Origin of the sequence: Acetobacterium tundrae, from assembly GCF_008086615.1 — a bacterium.
Taxonomy (GTDB): domain Bacteria; phylum Bacillota; class Clostridia; order Eubacteriales; family Eubacteriaceae; genus Acetobacterium; species Acetobacterium tundrae.
Genome location: NZ_RXYB01000003.1, coordinates 196,428 through 209,414 on the forward strand (window position 1 = coordinate 196,428; position 12,987 = coordinate 209,414).

Genomic DNA, 12,987 nt, shown 5'->3' on the forward strand with positions numbered 1-12,987 from the left:
CCCCCTTTGAAATAAAGTCACATGTCTAATTTCACACCTATATACTACCACAAATTCAACAATATTAAAACAAAAACCTTAACTTTTTTCCATATCCTACCATTCTTAAAAAGGGTTTAAAAAGAATGACGAATTTTTGCATCTTAATTTCTAAAGACGAAATACCAATTTTTGTTTTTTTATTAAAAAAGCGTGATTTGATCAGGTTTGTAGACATCACCGTGGTACGAATCCACGCGGTTTATTTCATAACTGCATTTATTTGGTTGTGGATCTCATCAGAAATAATCAGATTGTCATTGGCATTCAGATTTGCAGCGATTTTAATTCAAATCATTTTTCAAGATTCTGAATACAGCGAAACGCCTATTCCAGTTCCTTCGGTATCCTCATCATCCATCCAAATCAGCGGTTTAAAATGATCGACAAGTTTTTCAAAGGGAAATCGGGTGACAAATATAACACAGATTCCCATTACTTCGGCACCAACCTCTTCCATCAGATTAGCCATTCCCTTCGCCGTTCCACCGCCTTTCATGAAATCATCAATAATCAAGACTTTCTTGTGCGTCAAATCAATACGTCTGCTTAAATACATTGTTTTTATTTTATTGGATGACCCTGAAATATAATTGACACTGGTCGTTGCCCCTTCAGTCACACGGTTTGATCGTCTGATAATGCCCATTGGTACATTCAGATAATGCGCTGTTTCCAGAGCAGCTGGAATTCCCTTTGTTTCTGTTGTTATAACATATTCAATATCCTTATCGCCATATTTGGAAGCAATAATACGCCCAATATTTTTAGAATAGCGGGGATTTGATAGGATATCACTGTAATATAAAAAACCACCCTGAATTTTTCGGGAAGGTTCTTGAAGCATTTCAGCAATCTCTTTAAGAATCGCTTCTTCTTCGGTTTTCGTTACCATGGGATGATAAACAACGCCCCCTGATGCCCCTGAATAAGTTTCAACGCAGCCTGATCCCGACATTTCAATCGCACTTTTTACGATGGCGACATCTTCACACACGCTTGATTTTCCAACTTCTAACAGATCAGTAAAATAACTATAACTAAACACCTTACTGGGGTGGTCTGACAATACTTTTGTAATGATACTAATTCTTTCATTTTTCTTCATTTCTCACCTATGATGATTTTTTCTTAAAATCCGAACATTTTTCTCAATATTCATAATTTTATTCGTATTTCAATAAAAGCGCAAGTTTTTTTTAATCTTTACTCAAGTCAAACACCTGTGTTATAATTTTTCGTAAAGTGTTTTTCTGGCTATTGGAATGGTATTTTTGATTATTTTATACCCATTCATTGAGAATAAATGTACACTTTAAGATTTATCATTAAGAAATAATTAAGATTTTACCATTAATAAAGGAGCTGATTATTTGAAATCTCAACTTGAAAAAAAATTCAATCGACCAATTAATAAATTATTCTTTATTGGAATTGGTGGAAGCAGTATGAGCGGTCTCGCCTCTATGTCTTTATCTCAGGGTTTTTCTATTGAAGGTTCTGATATGATAACCTCGTCTTATGTTGAAAAATTAGAGAGTCTGGGCATTAAGGTACACATCGGACACAATTATGAAAACATCCCGGCTGACACAGATTGTGTTGTTTACTCTGCCGCTATCCATGAGGATAACCCGGATATGATTAAAGCCACCGATTTGAACATTCCCAAAATTGAACGCTCGAATTTTTTAGGGCTTTTTTCCCATATTTTCAACAAAACCATTGCCATTTCCGGTACCCACGGCAAGACGACCACCTCATCCATGATCGCATGCATGCTGCAATATGCTGAATTGAGACCAAGTTTAAGCATCGGTGGAAAACTTGACGAATTCGGGGGAAACGCAATCATCGACTCGAAGGAATATTTTGTCGTTGAAGCTTGTGAATATGTGGATAGCTTTCTAACGACTTCCCACTCCATCGGGGTTATTACGAATATTGAAGAGGATCATCTGGATTATTTTAAAAATGGCCTTCCTCAAATCAAGGAATCCTTTCATAAATTCGGATGCATTTTACCCTCTGATGGTCTTATGATCGCCTATGGCGATTCTCAGGATGTATTGGATGTTGTTAAAGGTTTGGCCTGTCCAATTATTACCTACGGTTTAAATCCCCGGAATGACTGGCATCCTGAAAATATTCAATACGACAAGGTCGGCAAACCAAACTTTGATGTTTATAAAGGCAAATCATTTTATGGTCATTATGAACTGATGATTCCCGGCGAACACAATGTCCTGGATGCCCTGGCCGCTATTATCTGCGGAGACTTCCTGGCCATTCCCGTTGAAACGTCTATCGCTGCTATGGCTCGCTTTCATGGTGCCAAACGCCGGTTTGAATTCCGCGGTGAAGTCAATGGGATCAATGTCTTTGAAGACTATGCCCATCATCCTACTGAGTTAAAGGTTGTGATCGATGCAGCTCTGAACTATGTTCATAATAAACTTTGGGTTGTATTTCAACCCCACACTTACTCGAGAACCTACTCTTTCTTTGATGACTTCGTCGATGCTTTTGCAAAAGCTGATTATGTCATTCTCAATGATATTTATTCAGATCGTGAAGGCAATGATTGGAACATTCATTCGGAAGATCTTCAAAAAGCTATTGAGGAAAAGTACCATATTCCAACCGTGACTATTTCGGCTTTTAAAGATATCGTCGACTATCTCACCAGCCATTTATGTGAAAATGATCTAGTCCTCGTTGCCGGTTCACAAACCATTAATCACGTTGCTTTTGACCTCATTGACAAGTTAAAAGAAATGCATAATTCTTGACATTTTTTCCTAATTAGGGTATTCTGAAGCCAAGTTATATTTTTTTTAGGAGGCTATTTTATGGAGCAGTATAGCAACAAAGCCACAGCTTCCCTCGTACTGGGAATCATCTCTTTGGTTTGTATTTGGTTTGGCTATTCGGCACTGGTCGGTGTTGTCTGCGCGATTATCGGTTTGGTTTTTGGAATTCAAATTCGTAAGGCATCTCAAGAAGAAGGCTTTACCCCAAGTGGTATGGCTACAGCTGGTTTAGTTCTCAATATTATCGGACTATCATTATGCGCAGTTGCTTTTATTGCGTGTGTGGCTTGTGTTGGTTGTATAAGTACTGCCGCTTATCTATAAAACGCACCAAGGATAGACGATTTCAATCGTCTATTTTTTTTATCATCATGCCTCATATCATTGGCTATAATTGGCTATAATGGAAGGAGTCTTATGTATCCCATTATTCACATCTTAAACTACACTATCCCAACTTTTGGTATTTTATTTCTTATTGGCACGGGGGCCGGATTTTTAGTTGCTATTTTGACCGCTAAAAAGTATGATCTTCCCACCATGGATGCGATGTTTTTTGGTCTTTTTGCAATCATTGGTGGTATTTTAGGCGCAAAAATTCTCTATCTTCTTGTCGAACTTCCCAGTTTCATTACCAACCCCGAAACAGCTTTGATTAAACTAACCACCGGAGGCGCCGTTTTCTATGGCGGGCTTATTGGCGGTATCCTGGGCGGATTTCTTTACACTCATATTTATCATCTTCATGCCATCAAATATTTTGACATAGCCGTCCCCTGTCTCGCTCTCGCCCAAGCTTTCGGACGGATTGGCTGCTTTTTCAACGGCTGCTGTTATGGCATTCCCTATGAAGGATTTGGGGCTGTATATTATCCCGTTGGATCCTATCCACCATCCGGCATCGGCCTTTTTCCCTCCCAATTAACTGAGTCATTTTTTCTTTTTATCTTAACGCCGGTTCTCATCTTCATCTTATCAAAAAGTAAAACGCCCGGCTTTACCACCGGGTTCTACCTCGTTTCTTACGGCATTTTCCGGTTTATTAACGAGTTTTTTCGTTCAGATCCCAGAGGATCAATTTTATTCCTTTCAACATCCCAGGTACTCAGCCTTTTTGTTATTACTCTCGGGCTTCTGTTTATATTTAAAATACCTCAACGACTTTATGGATATCATCTGAAAAGCTAGTTAATTTAATGGGTTTGGGGTATAATTACTATGATTAAAATTAATTTAGGAGGTTTTATTATGAATGATTTTGAATATCTTTTTGAAGATGCGGCTCCCTATGCTTCCCAATCAGATAACTTTTGGGCCATTATGCCTATTGTTATGTCTATTCTCGGCGTAATTCTGGTTATTGCCCTGATCCTTTGTATCACCTGTTATGTCTTTAATGCCATTGGTCTGTATTCTATGGCCAGAAAAAGAAACTTGGACCATGCCTGGTTGGCCTGGATTCCCATTGCCAGTAATTACCTCAAGGGTTCTCTTATTAATGATGATGTCTCCATCGGTTCATGGCATATTCCTTTCGCCAAAATATTTTTGCCATTGATCGGATTTGCGGTCTCTTTGGTCATTTCAATTCTTGGGTTTATTCCATATATTGGTGTTTTCTTTGGCCTTGTTTTATCTTTGGCCGTTGGCTTTTATTATTACACTGCGCAGTTCTGGCTTTTTAGCATCTATGACAAAGACCATCGTGTGGTTTATCTGGTACTAAGCATTATTTTCCCTTTCTTAGGCCCAATTTTTACATTTGTCATTCGAAATAGGGATGCTGTGGATGAACGACATCCTGAAGAAATTGTTGAAGTCAACTATGATTCTAAATCTATTATCGCATTGAGTCTGGGTATTTATTCTATTGTCAGTTTCTTCACATTGATGGGAACTGGTTTAATATCAGGTGCTGTTGGTATTATTTTTGGAATCATTGCCATGAAAGAGCTAAAATCACAAAATAAACCAACCGGAATGGCATTGGCTGGATTGATCTGCTCAATTGTCGGCATTGCCTTCACGATTCTTATTTTGTTCGCCTGTGTGGTTTGCATTGGTGTGGGAGCTACTGGTATCCTTGGCGGTCTTCTAAACAACATCCATTAAACAAATCCAGCTCATCGTTAACATTTCTTAGCATAGCGAGGTAAATGAAACATGTCTCAATTAAAATATGGTTTGGTTCTTAGTGGCGGTGGTGCGAAAGGCGCCTTTGAAATGGGTGTATGGAAAGCGCTTAGAGAATGCGATTATTCTCTGGGAGCCGTTATTGGCACCTCGGTAGGGGCGCTGAACGCCGCCGTGATTGCGCAGGATGATTTTGATATTGCCATGGAATTTTGGTCAAATCTCACTGTTAACCAGGTTTTAGATCTTAATCAGGAAATAACCAATACCTACGTAAATGAATGGTCAAAAGGAAATTTTGATGCATTTAGAAACAGCTTTTTAAACATCCTTTTTTCTGATGGTTTGGATATTACCCCTTTGCGAAACAACCTCAACCATTTGATCTCTGAAGATGCCATTCGAAAATCGCCCATTCGTTTGGGTTTAGTTACTGTCGATCTGACCAGTCTCAGACCAAAACAATTAATGATTGAAGATATCCCTGAAGGACAGCTCATCGATTATTTACTTGCCAGTTCCGCTCTTCCGGTTTTCCAGAAACAGGAGATTGACGGAAGAACCTATCTTGATGGCGGTTTTTTTGACAATGTTCCGATAAATTTTATGATTGAGCAGAATTTTAAAAGAATCATCTCTGTTGAATTTCCAGCGATTGGAATGCGCAAATGGGTTCGGGAGAAAAATGTTGAAATCATTACTGTCAACAACTCTCAGTTATTAGGCGGAACCTTGGATTTCGATTCTGCTAGAATTCAACAAAATATTCAACTGGGTTATTTAGATGCACTGAAAGTTTTTGATGCGGTAGAGGGAAAATACTTTTATTTAAACACTCAAAAAAGCAATGCGATTTACAAAAAATTTCAAGCCCAATTAGGCCTGCCGCTTTCCAGTCCCAGGCAGCATAAAAAAATGCTGTCATTACTTAATTTGCCAAGGGATTCTGATCAAACTCAAATATTGGCTTCGTTGGAAAACTTATTGAAAAAAACTTCGTATAAGAATCATCCCTTACCCCTTTCCCTGCTTGAGATTGCCGGCAAAAACTTAGGTGTGCCCCAATTAGAAAACTATCCCATTGATTATTTCTTTCAGGCTCTTTTAAAACGGCTTAATCAGCTTTTAAAGGAAAATCTCACATTGCTTGAAAATCCCGGAATTATTAAAACCTTTTTAACACCCAACAGCAATAAATTTATTCTGTTTAACTTCATTACCTTCTATATCGTTTTTTTAAGCATCCAAGGAGATTTAAGTCATGAAAACGAATCGACTTTTTTAAGTAAATTCACTCCGGAAGTATCACTTTCGATGATCACCATTCTTTATATTCATGAAACGCTTAACCAATAAAAAAAGAGCTTTCGCTCTTTTTTTATTGGTTAACGTCCGCAGCATTTTTTATATTTTTTCCCGGAACCGCAAGGACATGGATCATTTCGACCGACCTTAATCTCGTTGACGACTGTTTTTGAACGTTTATATTCTTTTGTCAGCACGTCCCGCTCTTCTTCGCTAAAAATATTATTCCATTCTTCTAAGGTATACAGCCATTCTGCCGGAACTCCCAGCATGTTTTTGTAAAGCTTCGAGAAATCAACATCCAGCTTTATTTCAGTATCCAATTCTACGGCCTCAAGATCAATTGGCGTCACCAGGCTCTCGCTGATGCCATCGATAAAACCCATATATTGAGCCGGAACCATATTACTTTCTTTAGCAAGGTCTTCCACCTTACCTTCAATCGTTTTGGTTTTACTTCCTAATATCTTTTGATACAGGACTTTTTCATCAGAACAATATTTTTCCCAGAACACATTTTGTTCCTCTTCGTTACTGCAATTCTCTTCTATATAATTTTTCCATTCTTCATATAAACTCATTCAATTTCTCCTCATCATAATCTAACTATTATTATATCGTAAATTCACTCAGAGTAAAACAACTTTCTTTATTTAAGGAGATTTAATCCTGCAGTTGATTTAAATATGATTCCAGTTTACAATAATTGTATTAGAATATTTTGAGAGGAATACCCATGAAAAACAACAAGCAAAGCAAAACAAATGAAACTAAAAATTTAAAAGCTACCTCCTATAAAGGATTAAGTTCTGTCTTCCTTAAATATTTAGTCCTCGCTTTTTTGGGAGCTGTCGGATTAAATCTTATATTAACACTGATCATCATCCCATTTTTCAGTGCTTCTGGTTTATGGTTAACGATTCTATTAAACTTAATCCCTAATTTTTTTATAATCATTGTTTTTACCGTGTTTTTCAGTAAGAAAATAAGCTATATCAAAGAAATCCGAAATGAAACGCAAATGCTTAAAGCAGAAATTTTTGAAGGCTCTGTTTCCATTCAGGGAAAGGATGAATTGACAGCGATCGCCGAAAACATCAACATCCTTCATCAGTTATATGAAAGAAAAAGCAAAGCCGAAAATCTTGTTAAATTGGAGAACCACCATATCATCACCTCTGTTTCCAAAAAAATTCATTCGCCGCTAACCGGAGTGATCGGTTACCTTGAACGGATTCAAAATGAAAAAGAACACAATTTCTTGAAAAAGGAAGCTTATTTGAATACCGCCTTGAAAAAAGCCTACCTGATGAAGAATTTCATTGATGAACTTTTTGAGCATGCTTTTACTGATGATGGCAAAGGATACTATCAATTCAAAATATACAACGGAAAGCCCCTTCTCAATCGAATTATTGACACCACCACCCAAGCATTGGAAGAAGGTGGATTCAATGTCGTTCTAGAGAACTGTCTCGATCAGGATTTTTCATTGTGGGTTGACCTGGAACAGATTCAACGCATTTTTGACAATCTGGTTTCGAACATCATTAAATATGCCGATCCTGACAAACCAGTGGATTTTGGATTGATCCTCAATAAAAATGAATTATGTATTGTTCAGCGAAATAAAACCATCTCTGATTCTGAAAATTCCGGAAAAACCGTCATTGAAACTGATGGTTCCAGCTTGGATTCCTGCAAAAAAATCATTGCGCGTCATCAAGGCCGAATCGATTATTATCAACTCAATCAAATGTTTAAGGTTGAACTAACCCTTCCGATTCACCAGTAGCAACGAGTCAATTGCAATTCTTTCTTTTCAAACCGCGAATCATTGTTTTGGTATCTGAATCGATTCGTCGCGACTCGGTGATCTTCTGCAACGCCTTATTAAAGGTAAAAGCATCGAGCTTGTTGTTGTGCAAATAATCCCGAGTTTCATTGGGATAATGAATATAGAAAGTCGAAATAGCCCAGGCTACTGCCATTTTCGCATAATAATTCTCGTGGTTTAAAACATCAAAAATAGCAAAGGCGGATTTTATATAATCCGGTTTGACAAAATAGGAATTGATCATAACCACCCCAAAGCGGATTTCATAAGTCCGCTTTGACCGGAAGTATGGCTGCAAAAACTGCCATACTTCTTTTTCATTCTTCTTGGTGAATTTCAAACCGGTGATAAAACTGTCACAGGTCGACCAGTTATTTATCTTCGGCATGAAATCGGCAATCAATGAAAAACGTTTGTCTAAAGAAACATCTACTAACCCAATCACGATTCCCTGTAACATCACCTCTTCAAAATACTCATCTTCGGCCGTGTTCAAATAATTTTCCCAGTCTTTTTTTATTATCTCTTTAGCCAGTTTTCGAAGCACCGGCAATCTCACGCCAATCATATTGTCAGTGCCCGGCAGCAATGAACGCGAAAACTTCTGATATTGTTCATCGCGTAAATCTAAAAGCTCTTTTTTTACACTTACTCCAGTTATTTCCATCATTTTGTCCTCTACTAAAGCTATCCAGGTATTTCTATTTCAATTTCATGGGAATCCCGGAAACCGTGAAATAAACTTCATCGGCACGACTCGCCACCAACTGATTCATCCGTCCGGCAATATCCCTGAAATAACTTCCCAGTTTATAGGATGGCACCAAACCCAAGCCAACCTCGTTGGACACCATAATCAGGGTTTTATCCTTGCATACATCCAAAAGTCTTTCTACTTCGCACTTGATGGACGCTTCAACTTCGGACACCGTATCCATGGTGCAGGTATCATAGTCTACCTGAAAATCCAGCATATTATTGGTGGTCATCACGGTGAGACAATCAAAAAGCACGACATCCGTTTTTTGAAATGTCGGATTATCCTTCAGTGTTTCAAAATTATTATATTGTTCAATCGTACCCCAATTCTCAGAACGCTGAGCCTGGTGTTTGGCAATCCGGTCCTTCATGCCATCATCAAAGGCAATGGCGGTGGCAATATAAACCACTGGTTTTGACAACTCCTTTGCCAAATGTTCTGCATAACTACTCTTGCCACTCCGGGCACCTCCGGTAATAAATATTAAGCTCATTCTAAGCTCTCCAATCTTTAATAAATGTCAACAGTCGGTTGTTTTCTTCGCTCTTCTTAATGGCAATCCGAAAATATGACTCATCCAAACCGACAAAGTCCTCACAGGTTCGAATCGACATATCTTCTGATTCGATCGCACTTTTCAATTCTGATGCAGTTGCCTTAAGAAGGCGGCAGAGATGAAAATCCGTTCCGCTTTGATAAACTTTTATCGTTTCTATTTTTTTTAGTTCCTCATAAATACGCTGCCGTTCCTGTTCTATGTACGCCTTGGTTTGTTTGGCGTAGTCTATTTCGTCATAAACAGCGGTTGCTGCAATCAGCCCCAACCCATTAATAGTCCATGGTTCTTTAAAGCTCTCCATTTTTTTTATTACGGCTGGATTTCCGACACCATACCCGATTCTAAGACCCGGCAACGCATAAAATTTAGTCAGGGATTTTAATATAAATATCGGATAATCCGTATCTTTAACCAATGTAAGTCCGCCACTTTCATTGGCAAAATCCATAAACGATTCATCCAAAAACCAGGTGATTGCCTGCGCTGATTTTTCAATCAGTTTTGTGATAAACTCAATTGAATAAACACGACCGGTGGGGTTGTTGGGGTTGCATAAAAAAACCGCCTGAGGTTTCGTTTTTTCAATGACCTGCTCCAATTCAACGGGATCAATCGAAAAATCATTTTCTTCCTTCAATACATAATAGTCAACGTCCCAACCGTACAGCTTTAAAGCTCGTTCATATTCATTAAAAGTTGGCTGAATAATTAAAGCTTTCCCTGGTCCATTGCTTCGTGAAAATAAATAGATCAGTTCAATGGCGCCATTTCCGAGAATCACATTCTCCGGAAACACGCCCAAATCCTGAGAAATCTTTATGAGTGCCGATCTTCCTGTTATTTCAGGGTATTTCACGAGCTCATCGATTCCATCAATGAGTTTTTTCTTAATTGTTTCGGGAATCCCCAAAGGGTTGATGTTTACACTAAAATCAATCATCTCGATGTTTTTTCCGATATATCCGCCATGTTTGTTCATTTTATGCTCCCAATTATTATAATCAATCTGCTTTGTTAAAATGAAAATATGAGTACTGCTGCGATGATACTGATAATCATAACCGCAACTTCACTCCCATACATAATTGTGATGGTTTCTCTAATATCCATTATTTCCAAAGGTGTTTTGGCCTCTCCAATTGTTGGTTTTTTTAAAATTTCTCCAAAATATTGGTTGGTTCCACCCAATTGAATGCCTAAAAGCCCGGCCACGACTGACTCCGGGTGTGCCGAGTTGGGGCTCTTATGATTTAAACGATCCCGTTTAAAGATGCGACATCCGTCTTTAAATGGATAACCTAAAAACATCCCCGCAATCAGCATAAAAAAGCTTCCCATTCGGGCCGGAATAAAATTGATAATATCATCAAATTTTGCCGCAGCATAGCCAAAATCTTTATAGGGTTCCTGAATATATCCAACCATGGAATCCAGCGTATTGGTCGCTTTATACAGCATCACCAGCATTGCCGGATTAAGCCAGGGAACGGGAAGCAGTGCTCCGAGCAGCAGGTAGAAAAGCGGTGCCAGAACACCATCAATCGTATTTTCTGCAGTGGTTTCCACGGTGGCGCGGATAATTTCTTTTTCTTTGAGTTCTGTGGTATCCCGCCCCACCAGGTATCCTACCTGAATACGAGAAACTTCGATATCTCCGCCTTTTAAAGCATTCATTACTTTTTCCACTTCAGTTGCCAGGGTTTTTGCTGCCAGAGAAGTAACGATAAGATATAAGTTGAAAATGATATATAGAAAGATATTGACCTTATAACATATCCATTGCAGCGTAAAAACAATGATCCCGGTTAATGCGAGCACCAAAAATAAAAGCAAAAAACCTTTTGCTTTTCTATGTTTACCACGATTTAATTTCTTGTTTAAAAAGCTGATGGTTTTCCCCATTCCCACAATGGGATGAGGCAGCCAGGATGGATCGCCAATTAACCAATCCAGGACAACCCCAAATAGTATGAGCAAAAACCAAAAGCCGCCCCCTAAACCCTGGGGAAGTCCTTCAATTAAATTCAATTTTCTATTTCTCCAATATTTCCATTATTTTTTTCATGTTCAGATTAGCTTCCACTGTTTCCGCCAGAAGATCGTACTGTTCTTCCTTAAAAGCCTTGAAATCGAAAGCAACCGGCCCGGCTTCCAAATTCTTTTTAGCACGGATGGCCTCAATAATTTTTTCTCTGAAATCGTCATTATCGAAAATACCATGAAGATAAGTCCCCATAACGGTTCCATCCTCAGCAATGACACCGTCGACAGTACCGTCTTCCAGGATTGCAAAGCCTTTTGCTTTCCCCAAAGCTTTACTATCCCCCATATGAATTTCATAACCTTCCACGATCATATCAAGCAATTCCATTCCCATGAAATTTCCCTGAACTTTTCCAGTTGTCCGAACCGTACGTTTTTCTTCACCAATGGTGGTCACGATATTTAATAATCCCAATCCTTCGATGCTTCCTTTGTTTGACTCGATGCCAAGCGGATCGCGAATTTCTTTGCCGAGCAGCTGATAGCCGCCGCAGATTCCGACAATGGGGACTCCGCAATCGTGCATGCGGCGAATTTCATCTGCCATTTTGCTTTCAATGAGATGACCGGTATCATCAATCGTATTTTTAGTTCCGGGAATCACCAGCAAATCAGGATTCGCCAGTTGCAATTCCCGTTGATTCCGATAATATTCCACCTTCACATCCGGATGCATTTCAAAAGCTGTGCAATCGGTAAAATTAGAAAGATGCGGCAGATAAACCACACCAATGGTAATCAAACCTTCACTTTGATTGTCAAATCGTTCGGTGACGCTATCTTCGTCATCGATGACAAAACGTTTGTAGGGAATAACCCCGAGGCAGGGAATATTGATTTTCTCTTCAATCATTTCAATCCCCGGTTTTAATAATTCAACATCACCGCGAAATTTGTTAATGACAAAGCCTTTGATTCGCTTTTTCTCTTCCGGCTCCAACAGCATAATTGTACCATAAATGGATGCAAAAACGCCACCCTTGTCAATATCTCCGATCAGTATCACCGGAGCATCCACAAGCTCTGCCAAGCCCATATTCACAATGTCATTATCTCTTAAATTGATTTCCGCGGGACTTCCGGCCCCTTCAATAACAATGATATCTTTTCCTTCGGCCAATGAATCATAGGCCGAAACAACAATATCCACTAATTTCGGCTTATGGGCATGATAATCCATCGCATCCATATTGAATGCCGCTTTTCCCATCAGAATGACCTGAGCACCCATATCCGAATTGGGTTTTAACAACACCGGGTTCATTTCCACCTGTGGCTCTATTCTGGCACATTCTGCCTGAACAACCTGAGCTCGGCCCATTTCCTTGCCGTCCTTGGTTATAAAAGAATTAAGCGCCATATTCTGGGATTTATAGGGTGCCACCATATAGCCGTTATTATTTAATATTCGACATAATGCCGCCGTCAGAAGACTTTTTCCAACCGAAGAGCCAGTACCCATAAACATAATATTTTTTGCCATTGTTTCTCCTTTTCG

Annotated in this window: 13 protein-coding genes; 6 read left to right on the forward strand and 7 right to left on the reverse strand. The window is 38.9% G+C overall.

Translation table 11 applies throughout. The annotated features are described in order from the left end of the window. Positions 1-340: 340 nt before the first annotated feature. Entirely contained in the window at positions 341-1,147 is an 807-nt protein-coding gene (gene purR, locus FZC40_RS03845) for a pur operon repressor (RefSeq protein WP_148565490.1), read from the reverse strand. Between the two features lie 265 nt (positions 1,148-1,412). Here purR and murC point away from each other — a divergent pair, with 265 nt between their 5' ends. From murC to FZC40_RS03870, 5 genes are all read left to right on the forward strand, one after another. Next, complete coding sequence (gene murC / locus FZC40_RS03850; protein WP_148602593.1) at positions 1,413-2,831, forward strand: UDP-N-acetylmuramate--L-alanine ligase; 1,419 nt, start codon at positions 1,413-1,415, stop codon at positions 2,829-2,831. A 60-nt stretch (positions 2,832-2,891) separates the two neighbouring features. After that, complete coding sequence (locus FZC40_RS03855; RefSeq protein ID WP_148602594.1) at positions 2,892-3,176, forward strand: DUF4190 domain-containing protein; 285 nt, start codon at positions 2,892-2,894, stop codon at positions 3,174-3,176. 93 nt (positions 3,177-3,269) lie between these two features. Then, positions 3,270-4,040: a prolipoprotein diacylglyceryl transferase gene (locus FZC40_RS03860; RefSeq protein ID WP_148602595.1), complete on the forward strand. Its 771-nt coding sequence runs from the start codon at positions 3,270-3,272 to the stop codon at positions 4,038-4,040. Between the two features lie 60 nt (positions 4,041-4,100). Next, complete coding sequence (locus FZC40_RS03865; protein WP_186843642.1) at positions 4,101-4,964, forward strand: DUF4190 domain-containing protein; 864 nt, start codon at positions 4,101-4,103, stop codon at positions 4,962-4,964. 51 nt (positions 4,965-5,015) lie between these two features. Further along, a complete protein-coding gene (locus tag FZC40_RS03870) occupies positions 5,016-6,341 on the forward strand; it encodes a patatin-like phospholipase family protein (protein WP_148602597.1) in 1,326 nt (441 codons plus the stop codon). 29 nt (positions 6,342-6,370) lie between these two features. Here the strand turns inward: FZC40_RS03870 and FZC40_RS03875 are convergent, their stop codons facing one another. Continuing rightward, positions 6,371-6,871 carry an SEC-C metal-binding domain-containing protein gene (locus FZC40_RS03875; protein ID WP_148565484.1) on the reverse strand — a complete coding sequence of 167 codons (501 nt, stop codon included), beginning with the start codon at positions 6,869-6,871 and terminating at the stop codon, positions 6,371-6,373. A 155-nt stretch (positions 6,872-7,026) separates the two neighbouring features. On the opposite strand from FZC40_RS03875, the gene FZC40_RS03880 reads away from it, so the two are divergent. Continuing rightward, on the forward strand, positions 7,027-8,085 hold the full coding sequence (locus tag FZC40_RS03880) for a sensor histidine kinase (RefSeq protein ID WP_148602598.1): 1,059 nt from the start codon (positions 7,027-7,029) through the stop codon (positions 8,083-8,085). Between the two features lie 7 nt (positions 8,086-8,092). Here FZC40_RS03880 and FZC40_RS03885 read toward each other — a convergent pair whose 3' ends face one another. The 5 genes from FZC40_RS03885 to FZC40_RS03905 are packed head-to-tail and all read right to left on the reverse strand — an operon-like array spanning position 8,093 to position 12,972. After that, entirely contained in the window at positions 8,093-8,794 is a 702-nt protein-coding gene (locus FZC40_RS03885; protein ID WP_148602688.1) for a DNA alkylation repair protein, read from the reverse strand. Positions 8,795-8,828: 34 nt separating this feature from the next. Then, positions 8,829-9,380: a bifunctional adenosylcobinamide kinase/adenosylcobinamide-phosphate guanylyltransferase gene (gene cobU, locus FZC40_RS03890; RefSeq protein ID WP_148602599.1), complete on the reverse strand. Its 552-nt coding sequence runs from the start codon at positions 9,378-9,380 to the stop codon at positions 8,829-8,831. 1 nt (position 9,381) lies between these two features. After that, entirely contained in the window at positions 9,382-10,425 is a 1,044-nt protein-coding gene (locus FZC40_RS03895; RefSeq protein ID WP_148602600.1) for a pyridoxal phosphate-dependent aminotransferase, read from the reverse strand. Between the two features lie 35 nt (positions 10,426-10,460). Continuing rightward, on the reverse strand, positions 10,461-11,474 hold the full coding sequence (gene cbiB, locus FZC40_RS03900) for an adenosylcobinamide-phosphate synthase CbiB (protein WP_243135744.1): 1,014 nt from the start codon (positions 11,472-11,474) through the stop codon (positions 10,461-10,463). A gap of 4 nt (positions 11,475-11,478) precedes the next feature. Then, positions 11,479-12,972 (reverse strand): cobyric acid synthase, encoded by a 1,494-nt coding sequence (locus FZC40_RS03905; protein WP_148602601.1) that lies wholly within the window; start codon positions 12,970-12,972, stop codon positions 11,479-11,481. Positions 12,973-12,987 lie beyond the last annotated feature (15 nt).

Coding starts and splice junctions, on each gene's coding strand:
- purR (WP_148565490.1), bottom strand. CDS start 1,147: ATGAAGAAAAATGAAAGAATTAGTATCATTACAAAAGTATTGTCAGAC.
- FZC40_RS03855 (WP_148602594.1), top strand. CDS start 2,892: ATGGAGCAGTATAGCAACAAAGCCACAGCTTCCCTCGTACTGGGAATC.
- FZC40_RS03860 (WP_148602595.1), top strand. CDS start 3,270: ATGTATCCCATTATTCACATCTTAAACTACACTATCCCAACTTTTGGT.
- FZC40_RS03865 (WP_186843642.1), top strand. CDS start 4,101: ATGAATGATTTTGAATATCTTTTTGAAGATGCGGCTCCCTATGCTTCC.
- FZC40_RS03870 (WP_148602597.1), top strand. CDS start 5,016: ATGTCTCAATTAAAATATGGTTTGGTTCTTAGTGGCGGTGGTGCGAAA.
- FZC40_RS03875 (WP_148565484.1), bottom strand. CDS start 6,871: ATGAGTTTATATGAAGAATGGAAAAATTATATAGAAGAGAATTGCAGT.
- FZC40_RS03880 (WP_148602598.1), top strand. CDS start 7,027: ATGAAAAACAACAAGCAAAGCAAAACAAATGAAACTAAAAATTTAAAA.
- FZC40_RS03885 (WP_148602688.1), bottom strand. CDS start 8,794: ATGGAAATAACTGGAGTAAGTGTAAAAAAAGAGCTTTTAGATTTACGC.
- cobU (WP_148602599.1), bottom strand. CDS start 9,380: ATGAGCTTAATATTTATTACCGGAGGTGCCCGGAGTGGCAAGAGTAGT.
- FZC40_RS03895 (WP_148602600.1), bottom strand. CDS start 10,425: ATGAACAAACATGGCGGATATATCGGAAAAAACATCGAGATGATTGAT.
- FZC40_RS03905 (WP_148602601.1), bottom strand. CDS start 12,972: ATGGCAAAAAATATTATGTTTATGGGTACTGGCTCTTCGGTTGGAAAA.